The organism is Mucilaginibacter inviolabilis, from assembly GCF_011089895.1.
GTDB lineage: Bacteria > Bacteroidota > Bacteroidia > Sphingobacteriales > Sphingobacteriaceae > Mucilaginibacter > Mucilaginibacter inviolabilis.
In genome coordinates, this window is the sequence record NZ_JAANAT010000001.1 from 2,209,031 (window position 1) to 2,233,077 (window position 24,047).

Genomic DNA, 24,047 nt, shown 5'->3' on the forward strand with positions numbered 1-24,047 from the left:
CCATCAAAAATAGAAAAATTCCTTACTTTCGCAACCTATGGAAACTGTTGTTAGTGGCATCCGTTCAACCGGAAATCTGCACTTAGGAAATTACTACGGAGCGCTGCAAAATTTTATCAAAATGCAGTCGGAATATAACTGCTTTTTTTTCATCGCCGATCTGCACTCATTAACTACGCACCCTACCCCGGCCGATTTGCATACCAACGTAAAGCAGGTTTTGGTAGAGTACCTGGCTGCGGGCATCGATCCGGATAAAGCAACGATCTACGTACAATCAGACGTGCCCGAGATTGCCGAATTATATTTATACCTCAACATGAACGCCTATCTGGGCGAGCTGGAACGCGCTACCTCTTTCAAAGATAAAGTACGCGCCAACCCCGATAATGTAAACGCAGGTTTGCTTACATACCCGGTATTAATGGCGGCTGATATTATTATTCATAAAGCTACCAAAGTACCTGTTGGTAAAGATCAGGAACAACACCTGGAAATGGCCCGCACTTTTGGCAACCGTTTTAACAGGCTGTATAACCATGATTACTTCCCCGAGCCTTACGCCTTCAGCTATAGCAACAACCTGGTGAAAATCCCGGGCCTCGACGGCAAGGGAAAAATGGGAAAATCAGAAGGTGAGGGCAATGCCATTTTCCTGAGTGATACTCCGGAGGCTATCCGCAAAAAAGTAATGCGTGCAGTGACTGATGGCGGCCCGACCACAGAAAATCAAACCAAACCGCAAGAGATCCAGAATTTGTTTGATCTGATGAAGGTAGTTTCATCGGCAGATACCCTGGCTCATTTTGATAACCTGTACAATACCTGCAGCATCCGTTACGGCGACCTGAAAAAACAACTTGCCGAAGATATGATCATTGCTACAGCCCCTATCCGCGACCGCATTAATGCTATTGCCAACGATGCCGCCTACCTGAGCAAGGTGGCTCAGCACGGTGCCGATAAAGCCCGCGAAAGCGCTTCAAAAACTATACGTGAGGTAAGGGAAATTATAGGTTTCAGGAAATTTTAATAAGTTCATTGTTGATAGTTCATTGTTCATAGTGTATTTTTAGGGACTAGATTTTGGTGAAGAATAAATGTTCAAAGCTATTTTTCTGCAATTACTATGATCTATGAACCATTATCCATGAACTAAAACCCAACGTATGCACATAGCTATTGTAGGAAACATAGGAGCGGGCAAAACTACCCTCACCGAAATGCTGGCCCGGAACTATGGATGGGAACCGCTGTTTGAAGCCGTTGATAACAATCCCTACCTCGAAGATTTTTACAGCGACATGAAACGCTGGAGCTTTAATCTCCAGATTTATTTCCTGAACAGCCGTTACCGCCAGATAGTTGACATACAAAAAAGCGGCCGCAACATTTTGCAGGATAGAACCATTTATGAGGATGCCTATATTTTTGCCGAAAACCTGCATGATATGGGCCTCATGACCAGTCGCGATTACGAAAACTACCAATCCATTTTTGACAATATAACCGAATACATAAAGCCACCCGATCTGCTGGTTTACCTCAAAGCATCGGTACCTACCCTGGTTAGCAATATACAGCGTCGTGGCCGCGAATACGAAATAGGCATCCGTTTGGATTATCTTTCCAAGCTGAATGAAAAGTACGATAAGTGGATAAAAAACTACAAGCTGGGCAAATTACTGATACTGGATAAAGACAATCTTGATTTTGCCAATAACACCGAGGACATGGCCACCATTGTTCAACTGATTGAACGGGAAATTAACGGGCTGTTTTAGGAAGATTGTATCGGTTGTTACAACCAATATTTAAAATCATTATTTTAATGAATAAAAGCCCCATCCTTTTCTTTGTTATAATGTTGACTTTTTGTTCTTGCAAATCGGTGCAAAATGACCCAACAAATGGTTTTAAAAAATTAGACTTAGGACTATTCCAAATCTCCATTCCAGTCAATTGGAATTATGATGATCCAGGAACACAGGGAGATTCTTTTGTAGGTCAGATTACCGGACCTCATTTAACACTGTCTTTTGATTGTAGTGATATGGGATATGCCAATAATTTAATCAAAACCGAGCAAGAATATTTACTTAGCAGAGATTGGTGGGATCATGGCCTTACTTTTCCTTTTTGGGGAACTGAAACTAAGGTTCATCCTCTTAATCAAATGCAAAAAAACAAATACCCTAAGGCTGATTATATTGCTAACCTAACTTATCAAGGCAAAACCATTTATTTTCCAATTACAATCCCCACCTCTATAAAGTCTCAAAATATTCAGTTAGATAGTAACAGTACATATGTTTTTAAAACCATCTGGCCTAAAGTTCCAGGAAAGGGTATGACAGGAATTTATATACACAGTAGAAAATCATCATTCGATTTTCAAATGAATGGAAATAATCTATCATTAACAGATGAGAAATTAGCCCTTCAAGCCTTTAAAACCATTGTAATTAAAAAATGAAAGTATTAGGTATTATCCCGGCCCGTTACGCGTCATCCCGGTTCCCGGGTAAGCCATTGGTTGATATTGGTGGTAAAAGTATGATACAGCGGGTATACGAGCAGGCCAAAAAATGCAGTGGCCTGAGCGAAGTTATTGTAGCAACCGACGATGACCGCATATTTAACCATGTACTGGCTTTTGGTGGCGTTGCCGTAATGACGGCCGATACACACCAAAGCGGCACCGACCGCTGTGCCGAGGTCGCCTTACTGCACCCGGAGTACGATGTGATCATCAACATACAGGGCGATGAACCATTTATCGACCCCGAACAGATCAGCAAACTAGCCGCTTGCTTTACCGATAAGGAAACCCAACTGGCTACCCTCATCAAAAGGATCAAAACCGAAGAAGAACTGTTCAATACCAATTCGCCCAAGGTGGTGGTAAACAAACTATCTGAGGCTGTTTATTTTTCACGCTCGGCCCTGCCGCACATCCGAGGTCAGGAGCCTGAGAACTGGCTGGAATTTTATACTTTCTTTAAGCACATTGGCATATATGGCTACCGTGCCGATATATTGCAACAGATCACCAAACTATCTGTATCGTCCTTAGAAAAAGCCGAAAGCCTGGAGCAGCTGCGCTGGATAGAGAACGGTTACCGCATTAAAGTTGCCGAAACCGAACTGGAAACCTATGCGGTGGATGTACCTGAGGACCTGCTGAAATTGAAGTTTTAATCAATAATAAATTCATTAATATAAATTCCCTCCCGCGGGGAGGGAATCACCCATACTCAGGTTCTTTTTTATTTCTTTTCATTAACTTTCTACTAAAGATCTCTTCTAATCTTCCCTTTATAAAAAAATTAATCATTTGATTAAATTATGGCATTCCTATAACACTATGCGGTTAAACATGTAATAACTTTGCCTTTACATTAACCACACACTGCTATGAGATCGTTATTGAAGAAAGCCGCTACCTGCATCATTGCTGTATTGTTTACTTTAGGAGTAAAAGCGCAGAACCAGGATTATATAATTACAACCAAAGGCGATTCTATACCTTGTACCATCAAAATCCCCTTAATAACCTGCGGCGACGGCAATTATAAAACCAGCGCCAATGGCCCATCCGTAAAGATCAAGCCTGATGAGGTAAAAGAGTATTATATCAGCAAGAAAAACAGCCTGTACCGTTCGGTCATCAAAGAAGGAAAAACCAAACCAGAGTTCCTGTTGGTATTGGAAACCGGGAAAATAAGTTTGTACGAGGAAACTACTGATGTTTATGTGAATAATACCGTAACCAAGGTTACTAAATGGTATGTTACCAAAGGCTCGGATATAGCTCAACCCTTAAAAACTGATGATCTGGTTATGTCCAAATCAAAAAAGCAGCGCAAAGGTGAATTTACAACACTGATCAGTGATAACGATGCCGTATACGCCCAATATACCTCCGAAAACAAATTCAGTTTTAAGCGGATCAGAAACCTGGTTCAGCAGTATAACAATACCACAAACATTTAAAACAAAAAGGGGATTTAAAAATCCCCTTTTTGTTTTGGCACTCATTAGTTGTTACTTTAAAGCCTTATCCAATTCTGTTGTAAGTCGGTCGCCATCTGATGGCCTTGCAGCATTGTTATTCACTATTTTACCATCGGAACCAATGGTTATATAATGAGGGATACCCGTTATATTATACTTTTGACAAACAGGGTTTCGTACCCAGCCTTCGGCAATAAGATTTGTGCCGGTCATTTTTAATGAGGTCAGATTATTTTTCCATGTTTTCTCGTCAGAGTCGACGCAGATATTCAAAAAAACCACATTCTTATCTTTATACTTCGCATGCAGGGGCTCCGTGGTATTTTTTATTTCATATACACAAGGAGCACATCCTACACCCCAAAAATCAATATAAACAACCTTTCCCCGCAAACTTTTCAAGCTTACCGTTTCACCTTTATCATTCTTTAAACTGAAGTCAGGTGCAGGGTTGCCGGGCTTTAACCGCTGTGCAGCCGCATAGAATTGTTTAAGACTATCGGCATATCGCGGTGTTTTAATCTTAGTCATAAAGTCATTATACACATTACTTACATCGTCAAATGGATAAAATCCAAATGCCAGTTTTATCTCTCTGGTTAGAAACCAATCGCGGATCTCGGTTAACCTAAAGTTACCCATGATCAGATAATATTCATACCAGGCAGGATTCAACGACAGTAGTTTTTTATCCCAATCCGATCCTTGAATAGTGGCACCGTTTAGCACCCTACTAAAGCGGACATAATTAAAAATAAATTGCTTGTAAGTATTGCTATTCTTGTACGCGTATTCCGATTCGGTGCGATAAGTACCCGGACCAAATTGCCGATTAAGTTTTTTACCTACGGCGCTTGTATCTTTAATTTCCAGGTCATACCTTGACAATAGCTTATGGTCATTTAGCAGATCAGCATATTTATAATATACATCTGTAATCAGTTTCTGGCTTTCAGCCTGATCAAGGTGTGTAGCCGCTATCATCATCTCCTTGTTATACAAATTATTTATTTTTTCATACTTCACCGAATCAGAAAATTTATCGGCATTCAATGATTTCATCAGGTCCATAAATCTTTCGTGGCAGTAGTTATAAACGGATATCATGGTCTGTAACCTGGCATTGGCGCGTGGTTGTGAAGATGAAACGCGGAAGGTATTTTTAAAATCCTTATTATCCCAGTTTACTAATATAGTATCGTTTTTTTGAGCGCATATCTTAATTGCATCGTCATTAAGATACAGGTATATATCTTCGGTTTCATCGTCAATATTAATGGTTTTGTTAAAATTACCATCCTTATCAACAGGCATGGTTAAGGAGTAGTTGGTCAAATCGCCGGTTACGGCTAACTCCCAATATTTATCGCTAAAGTTTTTAACGTTCCCTTTAATTACTGCGGTGGCTTTAGGTGCCGGGGCAGCAGTTAATGGCTTAAAGATTAAATCCTGATGAACAGATTTCTTTTTTGTTTGTGCACTCAGGCTCACAGTCAAAAATAACAGGGGTATAAATAATAGACTTTTCATCGGGGTGTAAAGATTTAGATTATCGTAAATATAGCACTAAAATAAGTAAGGCCAAGCTTTGAAATCCTGCGGATCAAAAACAAACTCCCGAATACTCCTTGATCAATAGCATATAAATGGAGAACATAAAAAAAGGATGTCATGCTGAGCCCGTCGAAGCATGGTGTGCAGGCCTCTGCGCGCGCCCTTCGACGGAGCTCAGGGTGACACTCTTGTTTACTTGCCGCCTACTGCCTGTTCAGCAAAGCCGCGAACTTATTTCCATAATCATCCAGCTGCGCCTGGTATTGTTGATGCAGGGCTGTTTCCTTGTAATTTTTGGTGGTATCGGCCAGTCCGTTTAATACATATAGCTGAAACTGCACTTCGTTGGGATTCAGCGCTTCGGGTTTATTTTGCAGCAGAGTATAATTATAGGCCAGCTGATCGGTCAGGTAATCATCAATACCTTTTACATAGCGATTGGCCAGTTCCTTATCATTTAGTTTATAAGCCACCTGTGCCAACATGAGTTTACGGTGGGCCGAGTCGATATTCGGGTTGATATCCGGCATCTCCTGATCAAATTTATGCAACACATTTAGCGCCAGGTCATTCCGGCCATCTTTAATCAATCCCTGGGCCAGGTCATGAAAGGTTGTTTCCATAAAAGGATAAAACTCGGTCTTGGCCACCGGATCAATGTACTTGGCATGTTTAAAATTGCCAAATTTAAACCTGGTCATCACATTATTATACCCAACAAGGCTATTCACTTTACTCAATTGATTTTGTTCGGTAGTATCAGCCTTAAATGGTATCAGGTGATACACAAAGCCCTCTTTATACAAATATGGCTGTAAACCGCCCATACTTTCGGGCGAATACCCAATGCTGAAGCAGATAGGTCTTTTCCAGTTATTATGAGCTATAATATCCATCATGGCCAGATTATCTTTAAATATATATTTAGCGGGATACTTCCACTCCATTTCCTTAGTCAGCTTATCTTTTTGCTGCGTAGTGATCACTCCGTTTTTCAGCACTTCATCAGGGTTGATAGTTAGTTTAAAGTTTCTGGTGGGCAAATAATTCATGGTTTCCCCATTCTGATACTGCACCTTGGTTCGGCTATCGTCCGAAGTGATGAAATCAAACACATCCTTTACATCTACCGATCCGGGTATTTTGGCATCGTTATAGGCAATAACATCACGTGTGCCCAGTCTGTATTTTTCAAAGGGCATGGTTAAAGGCAGCGGAGCCGATTGGTTCATAGGTTTATCCATCTGGTGTATATACCAGTCCATTCCCAGTAAACTATTACAAACAATACGCACATCGGGCCTGATGCCTTCCACCTCCTGGTCGTACCAAAGTGAATAAGTGTCATTATCGCCATAGGTAAACAGGATGGCGTTCTTGGGGCACGATATCAGGAAATTATAAGCCATATCATGCGGGATCATCTTGGTCGACCGATCATGCCCGCCCCATTCCTGACGGGCCAGCAATACGGGGGCAACCAACAGACAAGTTGCCACCGATGCCAGCGCTGCACCACGGGCGTTTACCTTGCGGCGCATAAAATCATATATAGCCAACACACCCAATCCTATCCATATGGCAAAAGCATAAAAAGAGCCCACGTAGGAATAGTCGCGCTCGCGGGGTTGCAGGTTAACCTGATTTACATACAGCACAATAGCCAGGCCCGTAAAAAACCAAAGCAGGCCAATTACGGTAGCGTCGCCTCTTCTTTTTTTGAAATGATAAACCATCCCCAATAAACCCACAACCAGGGGCAGCGCATACAACGGGGTATAAGTATTTGAATTGATAATAGATTTAGGCAGATGACGGGCGCCGTCAAACAGGCCCGATGTCCAGTTACCATCGGTTGATGCCGTGCTGGTTTGCCCATCCAGGTCGTTATAGCGGCCCACAAAGTTCCACAAAAAGTAGCGCCAGTACATCTGGTACATCTGCCAGCTCAGCATCCACTTCATATTATCAGCAAAGGTTGGGCTTTGGCCGTCGGCCAGGTTAAGCCATTGCTTGTAAAAATGTACGTTCTGCGCAAAATCCTGATCGCCCTCAGTGCTGTGCATACGGGGCATAATGGTATTATGGTCAAACACATAATTTTGTTTTTTACCATACACCTCGTAGCGGTTGCGACCTTTACGATACATAGCGCTGCCTTCACTTTGATCTATTACTTTGGCGTCGAATTGGGGGCCGTACAACAATGGATTATCACCATATTGTATCCTGTTGAGGTAATTGTTCAGCGTAAAAGCGTTATCCGGATGCGTATTGTTCAGGTTGGTATTGGCGGTAGCGCGGATAGGGATATATATAAATGAGCTGTACCCAAAATAGATAAAGGCCACACATACCAAAGCCAGGTTTAAAGCAGACTTTTTGTGACGGATGCTATACCTGATAGCAACAACCAACGATACAATAATGGTCACAAAAACAAACGCCGCCCCACTGCCAAAACCCAAACCCAGGGTATTTACAAAAAACAGATCGGTATAAGCGGCTATTTTGATAGTATACTCCCGGATGCCGTATTGTACCAGCCCCAGGATCACAATGCTGACCAGAAACACTACAATACTGCTTTTTATAGTAGGATTTTTATACCTGCGGAAATAATAAACCATAGTTATAGCAGGTATAGTAAGCAGATTAAGTAAATGTATGCCGATGGATAAGCCCATGATATAAGCGATCAATACGATCCATTTATCGGCACCTGGCTCATCGGCATGGGCTTCCCATTTCAGTATCGCCCAGAAAACTACTGCGGTACATAATGATGACAGGGCAAAAACAATAGTTTCGACCGCCGAAAACCAGAAAGTATCGGTATAAGCAAAGGCCAACGCCCCTACTAAACCTGCGCCCATTATCGTGATCATTTGAGTAGAGCTGATATCCTGATCTTTAACAATCAATAGCTTTTTAGCCAGAGCGGTTATCGTCCAGAACAGGAACATGATGGTTGCCCCGCTGGCCAGCGCCGAACCCAGGTTGGTAAAATAAGGTACTTTAGTTGTATCACCGAAAGATAATAGCGAAAACAATTTACCCAACATGGCAAACATTGGATAACCCGGCTGGTGCGATACCTGCAGGCGATAGGCACATGATATAAACTCACCGCAATCCCAAAAGCTAACGGAGGGTTCGAGGGTTAAAACATAGGTGGTAAAAGCAATCAGGAGGCAGAGCCAGCCTAACAGGTTATTGATTTTGTGGTAGCGTATCATAAATAAGGTTGTAAAGTTTAGTCATATGTAACTGAACGCCAAGGTCGGGCTAAGCAACTAAAAATCCATGGACATTAACATTCCTTAACATCTTTTAACACATTTTAACACATTGATTTTAAGCGGGTAACATACCATGACAAGTTTGTCATGCTGAGGAACGAAGCATCTATTGACCTACGTGCATTGCGCATTTGCACGATTCAATAATAGATCCTTCGCTCCGCTCTGTATAACGTGTTTATAGAAAAGACTGTCGGTCTGAGCCTGTCGAAGACTCGCGCGCAGAGGCCTGTCCACCATGGTTCGACGGAGCTCACCATGACATCCCTGCTTTTCGTCCCCTCAGGGTCTCCTGAAAGGGACCCTGAGCTTGCTTACAAACTTGCCTAAACCTCAGGGTCCTCTACGAGAGACCCTGAGGGGACATAATCAACAACTATTGCCTGGGTAAAACATTAAGTATAGCATATATAGCTCAGTAAACAGAAAGTGAATCTTGTTAAATCACTAATTCACTAAATCAATAATTCAATAATTATTAAGGCAAAACCCAAAATTTTTCCTACTTTTGTATCCCGTACACAAACAATTGGTGCAGCATAAAAAAGGCACCACTTTACACAAAATCATGACTAAATATATTTTTGTTACGGGCGGCGTTACCTCGTCGTTAGGAAAAGGTATTATCTCAGCCTCTTTAGCCAAACTTCTTCAATCACGCGGTTATCGCGTCACTATCCAAAAATTTGATCCCTATATCAATATCGATCCGGGAACATTAAACCCTTATGAACACGGAGAGTGCTATGTGACCGAAGATGGTGCCGAAACAGATCTTGACCTTGGCCATTATGAGCGTTTTTTAAATACCCCTACTTCGCAAGCCAACAACATCACTACCGGTCGTATATACCAAAATGTAATCAATAAAGAGCGTGAAGGTGCTTTTTTAGGTAAAACTGTGCAAGTTGTACCACACATTACCGATGAGATTAAAAGAAACTTCCGCATACTGGGCGAAAACGGCGAATATGATATTGTGATCACCGAGTTGGGTGGTACTGTGGGCGATATCGAGTCGTTACCCTACATTGAGGCAGTAAGACAGTTTCGCTGGGAAGTTGGTTCGGCCAATTGCCTGGTGATCCATCTAACCCTGATCCCGTTCCTGGCAGCAGCTGGTGAGTTAAAAACCAAACCCACCCAGCACTCCGTAAAAATGTTATTGGAGTACGGTATACAGCCGGATATACTGGTTTGCCGCACCGAGCATCACTTGAACAATGATCTGCGTAAAAAAATAGCTTTGTTCTGTAATGTGAATATCAATGCGGTTATTGAGTCGATAGATGCACCAAGTATCTATGATGTACCTCTGCTGATGCTGAAAGAGCAGTTGGATAAAACGGTACTTACTAAGCTCAAGTTACCACACAAAAATGAACCCGACCTGGAAAACTGGAAAGATTTCCTGGGCCGTTTAAAAAATCCTACAGCCGATGTACGCATTGCCCTGGTAGGTAAATATGTAGAGCTTCCTGATGCTTATAAATCTATCACCGAAGCATTTATACATGCAGGTGCAAAACAAGAGTGCAAAGTACGGGTAGAATATATCCCTTCTGAGCAGCTTACACCTGAAAACGCGATTGAAAAGCTAAAAGGTATGCACGGGGTACTGGTTGCTCCCGGTTTTGGCGAACGTGGTTTTGAAGGCAAAATACAAGCTATACGCCATGTGCGCGAAAACAATATCCCTTTCTTTGGCATATGTTTAGGCATGCAATGCGCTGTTGTTGAGTTTGGCCGCAATGTTTTAGGGTTAGAAAATGCCAACAGCACCGAAATGAATCCGGAAACACCATACCCGGTTATTGGCATGATGGAGGATCAAAAAAACATTACTACCAAAGGTGGCACCATGCGGCTGGGCGCTTACGCCTGCGATATTAAAAAAGGAAGTAAAGCCGCTGCCATATACGGAAAAAATCACATCTCAGAACGTCACAGACACCGCTATGAGTTTAATAACGAGTATCTTAAGCAATATGAAACTGCTGGTCTTATCCCTTCAGGTATTAATCCCGAGAACGACCTGGTAGAGATTGTGGAGTTAAAAAATCACCCATTTTTTGTGGGCGCACAATTTCATCCCGAATTAAAATCAACAGTTGCTAATCCACACCCACTTTTTATTAACTTTGTCGCCGCTTCGCTGGCTTATGCCCGCAAGAAGTAATTAAGGCAGATAAATGATCAGGCAGGGATATGAAGGATTTTGATTGGACCTCTTTTACCAAACGAATTGCGGTTAAAGCAAGTCTGGCAGATATTTATAATGCCTGGACGCGTTCTGCTGAGATTGAAAAATGGTTTTTAGAAAAAGCTGAATTTTACAATACAACTGGTGAGCTTTTGGCTCCTGACCAGGCGGTTAGTAAAGACTGCTCTTATAAGTGGTTCTGGTTCCTTTACCCGGATCCTATGCCTGGATTTATCAGGGAGGCTAACGGAAAAGACTGGATACAGTTTACCTTCGAAGGCGAGTGTGTGGTTGATGTAAGATTAAGCGAAAAAAACGGGTATACTGTAATTGAGCTAACACATCGTAACATACCTACCGATGATAACTCTAAGCAATATATAAGGCTGGGCTGCTCAAACGGCTGGGCATTTTATCTTACTAATTTAAAATCGGTGTACGAAGGTGGCATCGATCTGAGAAATAAGGACGAAAATTTAACAGTGATGATCAATAACTGATAAAAAACTGATCATTCGATACAATAGATAATGGATAAAAATACATTTACAGGATTATTCCTGATCATGGCAATTATTGCTGGCTCAATTTACTTCCTGAAGCCATCTGATGCCGAACTTAAAAAAGAACGTCTGGTACAGCAGCAGGACTCTATAAGAAAGGGTTTAATTAAGGCGCAGACTGCCGCGGCAACAGCAGCTGCCAAAAAAGACACAGGCAAGGCCCACGTAGTTGACTCCGCTTTATTAAAAAGCCCTTTTGGAGCAGCATCTGTAGGTAGCGAAAAAGTAGTGACTTTAGAGAATCAAGACCTATTGGTAAAACTGAGCACTAAAGGTGGTAAAGTTGCATCAGTTGAATTAAAAAACTTTAAAACTTTTGACAAAAAACCGCTTATACTTTTCAGCGGTGATCAAAATCATTTTGGTTTAAATTTTACCGCAGGTAGCACACCTATCAATACCGACAATTATTACTTTACACCAAGCGCGCCCGAACTTAAAGTTGCCGAAAAAGATTCGGCTTCGGTTACCCTGCGTTTAAGCTACAGCCCTACTCAGTATATTGATTATGTGTACAGCTTAAAAGGCACTGGTTACAAACTCGGTTTAACTATTAAACCAACCGGACTTGACGGCATCATCAACAACAGTGGCAACATTAACCTGAACTGGGCAGCCAGCCTGCACAAACAGGAAAAGGATATGAAGCAGGAGCGTCAGTATTCAACCGTTTACTATTTTAATACTGAAGGACAAGTTGATTATCTGAGTGAAACCAAAGATGATCAGAAAGACATCAGCGATAAAAAAATGGCTTGGATTGCCTTTAAACAGCACTTCTTTTCAAATGCATTGCTGGTTAAAAATAACATCAGCCGTTCAAACCTGAGCGTGTCGACTGATGTAGCCGATACTTCCGATGTGAAGCAAATGAAAGCCGACCTGACCATTGCACGTGGTGCCGATGGCAGTGTACCTATGGAATTTTACTTTGGCCCTAACCGTTACTCTACTTTAAAAGCTCAGGGATCTGATCTGCAAAAGCTGGTTAACCTGGGCTGGGGACCGTTAAAATACATTAACCAGTTTGCCGTATTACCGGTATTTAACTTCCTGAATCAGTTTAACTGGAGCTATGGTTTAATCATCCTGGCATTAACCATTTTGCTTAAGCTGGTATTATCACCGCTTACTTACAAATCATACCTATCTATGGCTAAAATGCGCGTGCTGAAGCCGGAGATGGATGAGATCAAAGCCAAGGTTGGTGAAGACAATCCTACCCTTTTACAGCAGGAATATTTAAAGCTGTATAAAAAAGCTGGCGTAAATCCATTGGGTGGTTGTTTACCATTACTCATCCAAATGCCGATAGTGATTGCTTTCTTCCGCTTTTTCCCAAGCTTGTTTGAACTGCGTGGCCAAAGCTTCTTATGGATGCATGACCTTTCGACCTATGATTCGGTGATCACCTTTGCCCCAATAGCTATATTGGGTGGTATCAGCCACATCAGCTTAATGTGTTTGCTGATGACGGTATCTACGCTGATTTATACTTACTTTAATAACCAGATATCAGGTGCTACCGGCCAGATGAAATACATTGGTTACATCACTCCAATCGTATTCCTGGTTACGCTGAACAGCTATCCTGCTGGTTTGAACTATTACTACTTCCTGGCTAACATGCTTACCTTTTTACAGCAATACCTGATCAAATTTATGGTTGATGATAAAAAGATACATGCCCAGATACAGGAAAACAAAAAGAAGCCTGAAGAGAAGAAAAAGAAATCAGGTTTCCAGGCCCGTATGGAAGAAATGATGCGTCAGCAACAACAAGCCAAGAAATAATCTTTTTAGCCTTAGGGACTTAGATCCGAAAGATAAAAGACAATACAAAAGCCCTGAAAGATAAATCTTTCGGGGCTTTTTGTTACGCATCTTTCGCTGTTGTCTGATATTTATAAATTGACGTTAAGCGTGATATTTATGCAAAAAGTGGGTTTACACTTTTTTGCATAAAAAATTTATAATAAATTGATTAACAGATAAATAAGCCAATGTAAACCCTAAATTGTGTAAACCCATGTAAACCCACTTTTTGTTAATTGATTAAAGCCATGGCTATACATCAATTCGTGATTATTTGCCCTATCTCCGATTCTTATCTTCCTATCTTTCATCCAAAACAAAAAAACACTAAAATAATTAGCAAAATGTATTACATTTGAAATATGTATGCAATTGTCGATATTGAAACTACCGGAGGCCATGCCAGCGCTAATGGCATTACCGAAATTGCCATATGCATACATGATGGTAAAAAGGTGGTTAAGCGCTTCCAGTCGCTGGTAAACCCGTTGAGGGAGATCCCGGTTTATATCAGCGCGTTAACCGGAATTACCAATGAAATGGTACAACAAGCCCCTCCATTTGAAGATGTGGCGGCCGATATTTATCACCTAATCCACGGCAAAATATTTGTAGCTCATAACGTAAATTTCGACTATTCATTTGTACGTTACCACTTAGCTGCTGCCGGGTACGATCTGCAATGTAATAAGCTGTGTACTGTGCGCCTTGGCCGCAAAATATTACCAGGGTTACCCTCGTATAGTCTCGGGCGTTTATGTAAACACCTGGGTATCGATAACGAAAGCCGTCACCGTGCAGGCGGCGATGCGGAGGCCACCGCCGAATTGTTTACTCTACTACTCAACAGTGATACTGAGGGGCATATCAAAGGAGCGCTAAAGCAGGGTTCCAAAGAGCAATTACTTCCTCCTAATCTTCCTAAAAAAGACATTGATCAGTTACCTTACATGCCTGGTGTGTATTACTTTCATGATCAAAAGGGTAAAGTGATCTATGTAGGCAAGGCCAAAAGTCTGAAGAAACGGGTAAGCAGTCATTTTACAGGCAATAATCCGGGTTTGCAGCGACAGGAATTTCTACGAAACATACACCAGGTAACTTATCAGGTTTGCGGTACCGAACTGATTGCTTTTGTATTGGAAGCCATCGAGATCAAACGTCTGTGGCCTAAATATAACCGCTCTCTTAAACGATTTGAGAATGCTTACTGTTTATATGCTTTTGAAGATCAGCGCGGTTACCTGCGCCTTGCGGTAGACAAGTACCGTAAATACAGCGATCCGATATATACCTGTAACTCCTTACTTGATGGTTATAATCTACTCAACAAACTGATTGAAAATTTTGAGCTCTGTCCCAAGCTGTGCTTTATCCAAAAGAACCAGGACTTATGTACCAGCGTTGCAGGAAGTTCCTGCGCCTGCGAGGGCGTGGAGAGTGTTGATGACTACAACAACAAAGTAAATACTGCTATTGAACAACTGAAACAAGCCCTGCCTACTTATGCCATTCGTGATGAAGGTCGCACAGGCGATGAGCATAGCTGTATACTGGTTGAAAAGGGACAGTTTTATGGCATGGGTTATATCTCTCATTATTTTGATGCCGATAACATCCAGCAGCTCAAAAACTATCTGACTCCATACCCGGGTAATGACTATATCAAGAATATCGTATCCAATTACGCCTCACGCTATCCGGATAGGATGGTGGTATTTGCATAATCAGGTAAGACTTACGAAGTTTTAGAAACTTCGTAAGTTTGAGCCTCCGCACATCTAAATTAACTCTTGATCACCCGCTGTATCTCGTCCAGCTTCATCAATGCTTCCACCGGGGTAAGGGTATTTACATCCAGGTTATTCAGGGTGTCACGAATTTTCACCAGTACCGGGTCATCGATAGAGAACATCTGCATCTGAACAGCTTGCTTTTGTACCTTACGGATACTCTCCTTAATATGCTCGCCGCCAGTACGCTCGTTTTCCAGTTTCTTTAATATTTCATTGGCGCGGGTCAGCACTTTTGGTGGCATACCGGCTAGTTTGGCCACATGGATACCAAAACTATGCTCGCTGCCGCCTGGAACCAGCTTACGCAGGAAAATGATCTGGTGGCCAACCTCTTTTACCGATACATTAAAATTCTTGATACGGTTAAAGCTGTTACTTAATTCGTTCAGTTCATGGTAGTGAGTAGCAAACAACGTTTTGGCTTTGGCCGATGGGTGATTATGCAGGTATTCGGCAATTGACCAGGCTATGGAGATACCATCATACGTTGAAGTACCCCGACCAATCTCATCCAGCAGGATCAGGCTTCGATCTGACAGGTTATTCAAGATGCTGGCCGTCTCGTTCATCTCCACCATAAAGGTCGATTCACCGGACGAAAGGTTATCCGATGCGCCTACCCTGGTAAATATCTTATCCACCAATCCAATCGAAGCTGATTTGGCGGGTACAAAGCAACCCATCTGAGCCATCAGTACAATTAAGCCGGTTTGTCTTAATAGGGCCGATTTACCCGCCATGTTGGGGCCGGTAATGATAATGATCTGCTGCGACTCCGAATCGAGGTACACGTCATTGGTGATATATGATTCACCTAAGGGCAGGTTCTTCTCTATAACGGGGTGGCGACCACCTTTAATGTCCAGTTGTTTGCTATCGCTTATTTCGGGCTTTACGTAATAGTTTTTGATAGATATGGTTGCAAAGTTAAGCAGCACATCCAAACGGGCTATCAGCTGGGCATTAAGCTGTATGGGCTTAATATATTCGGCCAGGGCATATAGCAGGTCGTTGTATAGACGTGTTTCCAGCGCCAGTATCTTTTCTTCGGCACCTAATATCTGTTCTTCGTATTCTTTTAATTCGGGGGTAATATAACGTTCGGCATTCACCAAAGTCTGCTTGCGGATCCACTCTGATGGCACTTTATCGCGATGGCTGTGTGTAACCTCCAGGTAGTAACCAAAAACATTATTAAATGATACTTTGAGCGATGGGATACCGGTTGCTTCTGCTTCGCGCTTCTGGATCTCCAGCAGGTAGCCTTTTCCGCCAAAAGCGATCTTCCGCAGCCTGTCCAGCTCTTCATTGATCCCCTCATTCATCACCGATCCTTTTACGATCATAACCGGGGGCTCGGGATGCAGCTCTTTTTCTATCTTTTCGCATATCAGCGCGCAGGGATTAAGCTGTTCGCCAATGGCTCTGAGTGGCTGGCTCTCGGATGTTTCGGCTATTTTTTTGATAGAGCCAATAGCCAGCAAGGCTTTTTTAAGCTGGCATACCTCACGCGGATTAGCCTTTTGTAAACCAATTTTAGAAATGAGCCTTTCCAGGTCACCTATCTGGCGGATGTATTGCTGAAACTCTTCACGGAGTTCTTCCTGCGCTATCAGGTATTCTACTACACCTAACCGGTCGTTAATCGGTTTTATTTCTTTTAACGGCATCACTATCCAGCGGCGAAGTAAACGTGCACCCATAGGTGAACTGGTTTGATCAAGTACATCAACCAGCGTTTTGGCGTTCTCATTAGCCGAACCAATCAGTTCCAGATTGCGGATACTGAACCTATCGAGCCATAGATACCTGTCTTCTTCAATCCGTGATATCGAAGATATATGCTGCAGGTTACGGTGTTCGGTTTCATTCAGGTAGTGGATAGCCACACCCGCGGCAATAATACCCAGATTAAGCTTATCTATACCAAAGCCTTTGAGCGATTTTACACCAAAATGCTTTAACAGCGTTTCGTTGGCATAATCACCGCTGTAGGGCCATTCGTCAAGTGCGTAGGTATAAAAGCGATCGCCATAGGTATCTTTGAAATCCTTGGAACGACTTTTTGGGTAGATCACCTCGCTGGGCGCAAAACTTTGCAGCAACTTATCAATATAATCACTGTTGCCCTGCGCAGTCATAAACTCCCCTGTCGAAATATCGATAAGAGCAATACCTATGGTGTTTTTTTCAAAATGAAGCGAAGCCAGGTAGTTATTAGTCTTCTGCTGCAGTATATTATCATTGGTAGCCACGCCAGGAGTAACCAATTCGGTAACCCCACGCTTTACAATGGTTTTAGTGGTCTTCGGATCCTCCAGCTGGTCGCATATCGCCACACGCTGCCCTGCTCTAACCAATTTTGGCAGGTAAGTTTCCAGGGAATGATGCGGAAAACCAGCTAATTCAATATGTGTGGCGGCGCCATTGGCCCTACGGGTAAGTACAATGCCCAGTATGCCCGATGCTTTTACGGCATCTTCGCCAAAGGTTTCATAAAAATCGCCCACACGAAATAGCAGCAGAGCCCCGGGATACTTAGCCTTTATGGCGTTGTATTGCTGCATTAAGGGGGTTTCTTTGGTAGTGTCTTTAGCCAAGCGGTTACTCCTTTTGTTAATCGGGTAAAGTTAATGCATTGGCTGCGTATTTACGGGATTGTGGAAAAGTTACAACGTTGTGGATATTGCGAAAACCAGAACCCTAAGCACAAAACTAATTGGATTCAGTACTCCTGAAAGCAAGTGCAAAAGACCTAAAAATATTTGTTGCCGCTTACTGGCTTAGTTCACCCAGGGTTTCCCGATCAGAAAAAGGTGATGGTTGTTTAATCCTGGCCTTGATGTAGCATTCTATAATATCATTATAAATTTCCTTATCATTACCTTCTATCAAATCGGTTGATACACAGATACAACTGCTTCTGATCCCCTCTCCTTTTATGGTAAAAAAAACAGACAGCCCCTGCCCACGCATTTTGCCGCAACTGATATCTGTAACATTCTCCCAATAAATAACCTTATTTTCAATGTGGTAGATTAATTTTTCATGATCTATTTGCAGTGCGGCTTTATCTTGCAAATCATAAGTAAAACATTGACGGCAGTAATAAATGGCTACAGCACTAAGAACAGCTATTACCGGTAATACCCGTGGCCAGTTATAGTCATTAATATCAGCAACACATATAAATGCTATAGCAAAGGGTATAATGATACCCACTAGCCATAAGGCCTTACTGCATTTATAAGTGATAACGTTCATTTTCAGTTTATAGTAAGCACTAAAATAGAAAAAATAATGAAATTAAAAAACATTAATGTCAATCTTACAGTTTTTATATTTCCATCCTTCTTCGCTGTACCACAAATAGATATACGTTGGTTATTGTGCATTGGTTTGCTGGGATAAAACATCTTTATAAAAAAACAGTAAATATTTTCAGATAGAAATTACACCAATCACAAACAACTTTTTACGCATGCTGTTAAAGCTAAAATTTACGTAATGAGCAACCTAAGATTACTAAGCGATGAGCAAAGCAACCGGATCAAGCTTTTTTATAAAACCGGATTCCCTATCGGTATTATATTTATATTGGCTTTTGGCATCCCTTTAACTATTGTTGTTGCTGCCTTTGCGGGTATTATAGCCTCCATAGCTATGCTCTTTTTGATTGCTCTTGGTATTTATCTTATTGTCAAAAAACGCAGTAGAAAAATAACGCATGCCCTGGAAGTATATCAGCATGGAACTGAAGAAGATATCTATTTCGATTCCATTGCTTTAAACTACAACTACCAGGTAAACGGCCGTCCCCAACAGATCATCAATATACGGCGTGGTAATGAGTTGATACAGGTTAAAACATTCAGCAACAGGGTTTGTGATGCCTTTAGGGTACCCTCTCAAAAAGCTTATTTCTATGATCAGTACCCGGAGATTGTTTTACCCTCTTCTATATTTTACACCAGCATTAACGACAAACAAGATCCTCCTCAAAAAACCAGAAGCGTTAGCATTTAAATATCCCTCTTTATTGCTGTTAAAAACTTTTTAAACCTTAAATTTTAACACTTTTCCGGTCAAAAACAGGGTAAAAAAGCTTGTTTTTTGGTCAATTTAACTAAGTTTTAACGCCATTTTAACACTTTTTAACAAATTTCTGAGGGCTTTTGAAAGCTTTAAAAAGTATTAAACAATTGATTTATAATTAACTACACAAAAAAAGCCATTTTTTTGTGTCTTTTTCCCTTAATGAAAACAGCCCGGTTTTCCTTTTTGATCAGAAAAAAACCGGGCTGCCGTCTTATTCAAATATACAAAAATTAAGGGGTAAATCCAATCTATATTTCCATGAATAACCCCTTACTCCTTTTCATATTTGGAAATACAAATTATTATTAATTACTTTGAATAACAAAGTACTTTTTAATGATAAAATCATATCGATATTTCACCCCTGCTCTCCTACTCTTTTTAACGGAAGCTATCATTGCCTGGTATGTGCATGATAGCATTATCCGCCCATATGGCGGCGATTTTCTGGCCGTATTATTTCTGTATTGCCTTATCAAAAGCTTTTTTTATATACCGCCATTTAAAGCCGCTTTACTGGCATTATTGATAGCATACGCTATAGAGATATCTCAATATTTTCATTTAACTACGCTATTAGGCCTGCAAAACTCAAAAACGATCACCTTACTATTGGGCAGCTCCTTTTCATGGACAGATATGTTGTGTTATACCGGTGCTTTTGTATTGATCATCATCATCGAACAATTCAGATCCCAGCCTACCACAGGTAGACCGAAACTCCGAAAGCCGAAAAAATAAATTATGGAATACTTTGTAGATGAACGCTCTATAGTGCGGGAGATATGGGGCAAAGCCGATACCATCCTATTTATTTTTGCGGGTGCCGCTGCCGAATTTGCTTTGAACAAAGCGGTAGACTGGTTGTATTATACCGGCAAGCTCCCGGCCGATCCGTTGGGCAGGCTATTTTCCACGGTTACTTATTCCCGAAAGATCATTTTTTCGGAGCGGGATGCTGCCTTGCGGGCCATTGATCAAATCACGGCTATTCACCGGGGTGTTGAAACCAACCGGGGGGCGCAAATACCCGATTGGGCTTATCGTGATGTGTTATTCCTCCTCATTGATCTTTCTATCAGTTCGTACGAGCTCCTGGAACAACCGCTTACCTTGTTACAGAAGGCTCAGACTTTTGCTGTATTTAAACGCGTTGGTACCCGTATGCAGCTTAGCGGCCTACCCGCCACCTATTCGGAGTACCTAAACATGCGTCGCGAACATTTGCAACAAAACCTGATTCGCAGCGAATTAACGATTGATCTATATCGTCAATATCGTCGCCATTTGGGTGCAGCACGTTACCAGGTATTAAAACAGGCCCAATTACTGGTGGTACAACCCGAAGTACGCCGTCACCTCCAGCTAAATAGAGTGCCGTGGTTACGACCTATACTATGGGGATATAAATTTTTGAAATTATTAAAACTACATGCTTTTTTACGCAATGCCTTGCTACCTGCGGCGTACAAAGCGCAGATAAAAGATCTTGATCAGGTATACCTTCAATCTTAAAAACGGTGAGAACGGCGCACTTTTTTATATTCGTTAAGCAGCAGGCTTTATCATGCCTGTTCCCGGTATTAGTTTTTTTAATGCTTGCGGCTTCGCACTTATTTAAGCTGGTTATCCCTCGGTATGATTTTATGCTGATAGCCTGCGTATCGATCCAAATCATAATGTACTGCACCAGGATCGAAACCAAAGACGAAGTGCTGGTAATCTGTGTGTTTCACCTGTTGGGCCTGGTCATGGAGTTGTTTAAAGTACATTATGGCTCCTGGACTTACCCAGAGTTTGCCTACACCAAGCTTTTCGGCGTACCTTTATACAGCGGCTTTATGTATGCCAGCGTGGCCAGCTATATGTGCCAGGCATGGCGGCGGCTTAAACTGAACATTACCAACTGGCCGCATCACCATATAGCACGCATCATCGGCGCCCTCATATACCTCAATTTTTTCACTAACAAATTTATCTATGATGTACGTTATCTCATTGGGTTACTGATCCTGTACTTTTTCTGGCGATCAGCAGTGATATTTGATCTGAAAGGCAAGTTGTACCGTATACCTACCATACTTTCATTCCTCCTTATAGGTTTTTTTATCTGGCTGGCCGAAAACGTGGCCACCCTGCTCGGCGCTTGGAAATATGCCTATCAGCACAACGGCTGGACTGTGGTAAACTATCAAAAAATAAGCTCCTGGGGCTTTCTCGTGATCGTAAGCTTTATTATAGTGGCCGAGTTGAAGATGCTGAAAAGCGGTGTTAAAAAGTCTGTCGCGCCTATTACAGACGCGGTGCATTATTAATATTAATTATGCAGAGGGAGATATCCTATTTTTTCGAATCCAATCAGGACCTACGAAGTTTTAAAAACTTAGTAGGTCTTTGAATATCGACTATAAACCTATATGTAACATTTTTGATGTTTGATTAACAGCAATAATAAGCTCCATACCCTACCGTTCCTGTTGTAAACCCCTTTCGCTATACGACATGAATAAACAATTCAGCCAGGTTAAAATACGGTATAATACCGATAGCAATGGTCAGGATCAATGCTGGCGCCTGATCCTCGACGGTGATGAAATATTGGTTGAATCGGTACAGATTAACGCGCCGGTTTTTACCTCCCGTGATTGGATCGAAGCTGTTGGCAAATTTAAACACCACATCTCCGTAAGCGATTGCCTCGTGCAAATCGACGAAGAAGGCGCTGCTCTGATATCGGCTAAAACCGCTTAAGGCTTTTTACTTAACCAAATCCTGTTAAACAATAATTTTTCGCTTTCTTTTGGGTTAACTGTTAGCTTGATGTTATAAAAGCCCTCTTTGGGAAAATTAAACACACCGATTGAGTTATTTACAAATTCATCGGTATAACTATCGTGCGGCTCCACAACCACTTTTCCGGTTGGTTTTAATGATGCCGACAAATTTTGATCACCTGCGCTAATGTTTACGGGCATGCCGCTTTTTGAATCATTATGGTAGGATAAATCTGCCTGATAAGTTCCGGGAGCCGGTATATATACCTGCCAGCTAAGCGTTCCACTTTTATCAATAACCAAGTGAGTAGGACGTACGCCATCAAAGGCTACCTTTTTATACGTTTGTGTTTTTTCAGAAACGTTATCGCCTTTCAAGGCTAATCCTCCAAAAGTTGATTCAGCTACTGCTTTTTCATCCAATTTTACCGGCTGGGCATATTGTAAAGCAATTACCGATACAAAATGATCCCCGGCAACCTCGGGCAATTGGATATGCGTATACGGGCCGGTTTGTGTAAAGTTTAAGGCAACTCTACCAGCATCCGTTATCAGCTCGGCTTTTTCGGGTTTTGACAAAATACCGGTTAAGCGTAATATTTTATCCAATGGCCAGTTGTACACCTGCAGATAAACCATCTGTTTGTTATCCAGTTTTTTGGTGGTTATCCTTCCCCAATCATGCTGATCTGGTCGTAATTGCAAACCGGTGCATCCATAAACAGATTCTCCGTTTTTGGATAACCAGGCGCCCATATCATTCAATCGGGTTTGATCTTCGTACGGAACGGCTCCATCTGCCCGGGGGCCGATATTTAAGGTAAATCCTCCGTTGAGGCTAACATTGCCTATCAAAGACTGCAGCAACTGACTGGTAGATTTATACTCATTTTCCAATGCGTTATATCCCCATGAATTGGCAATTGTTCCGGATGTTTCCCAAGGATGATTGGTATAAGCTGCGCCCAACTGATTATCGCCCATCGTTTCGAAATCAATACCAGGAGTATTTGCCGGTAAGCCCAGTCTGGAATTGATGAGGCAATTTGGCTGTAATTCATGTATCAGTTTGATCACCTGATCCAACTGCTCTTTTTTCACAATGGTTGTTTTATAATCAACCCACATATCAAACCAGATCATGGCAATGTCGCCATAATTGGTTAGCAGTTCGCGCAGCTGTGGTAAAACCTTTCCCTGCCAGTATTTATTGTATTGCTCGTCCGTAATACGGCCGGTTATTTCCTGGTTATGATCCCAGCCGTCCGGATGCTCCCAATCTAACCAATGCGAATAGTAAAAACCCAGCTTCATGCCATGTTTTTTGCAGGCAGCAGCCAATTCCTTCAGTACATCCCTGTTGGTACCGCTGAGTTTACTTAAATTATGATCACTTACTTTGGAGTCCCAAATGGCTATCCCATCATGATGTTTGGCGGTAATGAGGATATATTTCATTCCGGCCTTTTTAGCCAGGATTACCCATTGTTCTGGGTCTATTTTATTCCAGTCAAACCGTTTAGCTAGTTTCACATATTCATCTTCGGATATGCGGTTGCGGTAGCGGATCCATTCCGCATAATTATTGCCATTTCTCAGGCGTTCGCCCTCCCATATCCCTTCGGCCGCGCTATACAATCCCCAGTGAATAAACATACCGAAACGGGCATCGGTAAACCATTTAACTTTTTCGCTATTAGTTGGTACAGACTGAGCACTAACAGCACCTATAAAAGAAAAAAATAACAACAAGGCCAATAATGTACGTTTCAGCATTTTCCTGATGAGTATGTATTTAACAATTAAAACCGTTTATAATGTTTATAAAAGTAATGATCGTTTACAGTTCAAAATTTCAGGCATTTATCATTTGATTGAGCGAAATTGGCACAAAAGACGGATCCGTACAGATAGATGGAAAACGT

At 41.8% G+C, this 24,047-nt stretch carries 19 protein-coding genes; 14 read left to right on the forward strand and 5 right to left on the reverse strand.

Going from position 1 to position 24,047, the window contains the following annotated elements; genetic code table 11:
* Positions 1–37: 37 nt before the first annotated feature.
* From trpS to G7092_RS08865, 5 genes are all read left to right on the forward strand, one after another.
* Positions 38–1,033, forward strand: coding sequence for a tryptophan--tRNA ligase (gene trpS, locus G7092_RS08845; protein ID WP_166088255.1), 996 nt, complete (start codon positions 38–40; stop codon positions 1,031–1,033).
* A gap of 136 nt (positions 1,034–1,169) precedes the next feature.
* Positions 1,170–1,784, forward strand: coding sequence for a deoxynucleoside kinase (locus G7092_RS08850; protein ID WP_076374290.1), 615 nt, complete (start codon positions 1,170–1,172; stop codon positions 1,782–1,784).
* Positions 1,785–1,831: 47 nt separating this feature from the next.
* The gene (locus tag G7092_RS08855; protein WP_166088258.1) at positions 1,832–2,476 is read left to right on the forward strand and encodes a hypothetical protein; all 645 of its coding nucleotides are present in this window, start codon (positions 1,832–1,834) and stop codon (positions 2,474–2,476) included.
* Positions 2,473–3,201, forward strand: a complete 729-nt coding sequence (kdsB, locus tag G7092_RS08860; protein ID WP_166088260.1) for a 3-deoxy-manno-octulosonate cytidylyltransferase — start codon at positions 2,473–2,475, stop codon at positions 3,199–3,201. Before G7092_RS08855 ends, kdsB begins: the two co-directional genes overlap by 4 nt.
* Positions 3,202–3,417: 216 nt before the next feature.
* A complete protein-coding gene (locus G7092_RS08865; RefSeq protein WP_166088262.1) occupies positions 3,418–3,996 on the forward strand; it encodes a hypothetical protein in 579 nt (192 codons plus the stop codon).
* A 51-nt stretch (positions 3,997–4,047) separates the two neighbouring features.
* Here the strand turns inward: G7092_RS08865 and G7092_RS08870 are convergent, their stop codons facing one another.
* Both G7092_RS08870 and G7092_RS08875 read right to left on the reverse strand, forming a co-directional pair.
* Entirely contained in the window at positions 4,048–5,547 is a 1,500-nt protein-coding gene (locus tag G7092_RS08870) for a TlpA family protein disulfide reductase (protein WP_166088264.1), read from the reverse strand.
* Positions 5,548–5,774: 227 nt separating this feature from the next.
* A complete protein-coding gene (locus tag G7092_RS08875) occupies positions 5,775–8,810 on the reverse strand; it encodes a glycosyltransferase family 117 protein (protein ID WP_202985241.1) in 3,036 nt (1,011 codons plus the stop codon).
* Between the two features lie 631 nt (positions 8,811–9,441).
* Here G7092_RS08875 and pyrG point away from each other — a divergent pair.
* The 4 genes from pyrG to G7092_RS08895 all read left to right on the forward strand — a co-directional run bounded on the left by pyrG (position 9,442) and on the right by G7092_RS08895 (position 15,181).
* Positions 9,442–11,052 carry a CTP synthase gene (gene pyrG / locus G7092_RS08880; RefSeq protein ID WP_166088266.1) on the forward strand — a complete coding sequence of 537 codons (1,611 nt, stop codon included), beginning with the start codon at positions 9,442–9,444 and terminating at the stop codon, positions 11,050–11,052.
* 29 nt (positions 11,053–11,081) lie between these two features.
* Positions 11,082–11,576: an SRPBCC family protein gene (locus G7092_RS08885; RefSeq protein WP_166088269.1), complete on the forward strand. Its 495-nt coding sequence runs from the start codon at positions 11,082–11,084 to the stop codon at positions 11,574–11,576.
* A gap of 30 nt (positions 11,577–11,606) precedes the next feature.
* Entirely contained in the window at positions 11,607–13,433 is a 1,827-nt protein-coding gene (yidC, locus tag G7092_RS08890) for a membrane protein insertase YidC (RefSeq protein WP_166088271.1), read from the forward strand.
* Positions 13,434–13,816: 383 nt separating this feature from the next.
* On the forward strand, positions 13,817–15,181 hold the full coding sequence (locus G7092_RS08895) for an exonuclease domain-containing protein (protein ID WP_166088273.1): 1,365 nt from the start codon (positions 13,817–13,819) through the stop codon (positions 15,179–15,181).
* Positions 15,182–15,240: 59 nt separating this feature from the next.
* On the opposite strand, the gene mutS is transcribed toward G7092_RS08895, so the two are convergent.
* Positions 15,241–17,850, reverse strand: coding sequence for a DNA mismatch repair protein MutS (gene mutS, locus G7092_RS08900; protein ID WP_166088275.1), 2,610 nt, complete (start codon positions 17,848–17,850; stop codon positions 15,241–15,243).
* Positions 17,851–18,025: 175 nt separating this feature from the next.
* Entirely contained in the window at positions 18,026–18,514 is a 489-nt protein-coding gene (locus G7092_RS08905) for a hypothetical protein (protein ID WP_166088277.1), read from the reverse strand.
* Positions 18,515–18,757: 243 nt separating this feature from the next.
* Between G7092_RS08905 and G7092_RS08910 the strand changes: the two genes are divergently transcribed.
* The 5 genes from G7092_RS08910 to G7092_RS08930 all read left to right on the forward strand — a co-directional run bounded on the left by G7092_RS08910 (position 18,758) and on the right by G7092_RS08930 (position 22,099).
* A complete protein-coding gene (locus G7092_RS08910) occupies positions 18,758–19,276 on the forward strand; it encodes a hypothetical protein (RefSeq protein ID WP_166088279.1) in 519 nt (172 codons plus the stop codon).
* A gap of 408 nt (positions 19,277–19,684) precedes the next feature.
* A complete protein-coding gene (locus G7092_RS08915; RefSeq protein WP_166088281.1) occupies positions 19,685–20,089 on the forward strand; it encodes a ribosomal maturation YjgA family protein in 405 nt (134 codons plus the stop codon).
* A 3-nt stretch (positions 20,090–20,092) separates the two neighbouring features.
* Positions 20,093–20,863 (forward strand): oxygenase MpaB family protein, encoded by a 771-nt coding sequence (locus G7092_RS08920; RefSeq protein ID WP_166088283.1) that lies wholly within the window; start codon positions 20,093–20,095, stop codon positions 20,861–20,863.
* Positions 20,864–20,868: 5 nt separating this feature from the next.
* Positions 20,869–21,663, forward strand: coding sequence for a DUF817 domain-containing protein (locus G7092_RS08925; RefSeq protein ID WP_166088285.1), 795 nt, complete (start codon positions 20,869–20,871; stop codon positions 21,661–21,663).
* Positions 21,664–21,850: 187 nt separating this feature from the next.
* A complete protein-coding gene (locus G7092_RS08930; protein ID WP_166088287.1) occupies positions 21,851–22,099 on the forward strand; it encodes a hypothetical protein in 249 nt (82 codons plus the stop codon).
* On the opposite strand, the gene G7092_RS08935 is transcribed toward G7092_RS08930, so the two are convergent.
* Positions 22,096–23,898, reverse strand: a complete 1,803-nt coding sequence (locus G7092_RS08935) for an alpha-L-fucosidase (protein ID WP_166088290.1) — start codon at positions 23,896–23,898, stop codon at positions 22,096–22,098. The two genes, G7092_RS08930 and G7092_RS08935, sit on opposite strands and share 4 nt — an antisense overlap.
* Positions 23,899–24,047 lie beyond the last annotated feature (149 nt).

Excerpts from the sequence above, each read along its gene's own strand:
- trpS (WP_166088255.1), top strand. The coding sequence starts at position 38 with ATGGAAACTGTTGTTAGTGGCATCCGTTCAACCGGAAATCTGCACTTA.
- G7092_RS08850 (WP_076374290.1), top strand. The coding sequence starts at position 1,170 with ATGCACATAGCTATTGTAGGAAACATAGGAGCGGGCAAAACTACCCTC.
- G7092_RS08855 (WP_166088258.1), top strand. The coding sequence starts at position 1,832 with ATGAATAAAAGCCCCATCCTTTTCTTTGTTATAATGTTGACTTTTTGT.
- kdsB (WP_166088260.1), top strand. The coding sequence starts at position 2,473 with ATGAAAGTATTAGGTATTATCCCGGCCCGTTACGCGTCATCCCGGTTC.
- G7092_RS08865 (WP_166088262.1), top strand. The coding sequence starts at position 3,418 with ATGAGATCGTTATTGAAGAAAGCCGCTACCTGCATCATTGCTGTATTG.
- G7092_RS08870 (WP_166088264.1), bottom strand. The coding sequence starts at position 5,547 with ATGAAAAGTCTATTATTTATACCCCTGTTATTTTTGACTGTGAGCCTG.
- G7092_RS08875 (WP_202985241.1), bottom strand. The coding sequence starts at position 8,810 with ATGATACGCTACCACAAAATCAATAACCTGTTAGGCTGGCTCTGCCTC.
- pyrG (WP_166088266.1), top strand. The coding sequence starts at position 9,442 with ATGACTAAATATATTTTTGTTACGGGCGGCGTTACCTCGTCGTTAGGA.
- G7092_RS08885 (WP_166088269.1), top strand. The coding sequence starts at position 11,082 with ATGAAGGATTTTGATTGGACCTCTTTTACCAAACGAATTGCGGTTAAA.
- yidC (WP_166088271.1), top strand. The coding sequence starts at position 11,607 with ATGGATAAAAATACATTTACAGGATTATTCCTGATCATGGCAATTATT.
- G7092_RS08895 (WP_166088273.1), top strand. The coding sequence starts at position 13,817 with ATGTATGCAATTGTCGATATTGAAACTACCGGAGGCCATGCCAGCGCT.
- G7092_RS08905 (WP_166088277.1), bottom strand. The coding sequence starts at position 18,514 with ATGAACGTTATCACTTATAAATGCAGTAAGGCCTTATGGCTAGTGGGT.
- G7092_RS08910 (WP_166088279.1), top strand. The coding sequence starts at position 18,758 with ATGAGCAACCTAAGATTACTAAGCGATGAGCAAAGCAACCGGATCAAG.
- G7092_RS08915 (WP_166088281.1), top strand. The coding sequence starts at position 19,685 with ATGATAAAATCATATCGATATTTCACCCCTGCTCTCCTACTCTTTTTA.
- G7092_RS08920 (WP_166088283.1), top strand. The coding sequence starts at position 20,093 with ATGGAATACTTTGTAGATGAACGCTCTATAGTGCGGGAGATATGGGGC.
- G7092_RS08930 (WP_166088287.1), top strand. The coding sequence starts at position 21,851 with ATGAATAAACAATTCAGCCAGGTTAAAATACGGTATAATACCGATAGC.
- G7092_RS08935 (WP_166088290.1), bottom strand. The coding sequence starts at position 23,898 with ATGCTGAAACGTACATTATTGGCCTTGTTGTTATTTTTTTCTTTTATA.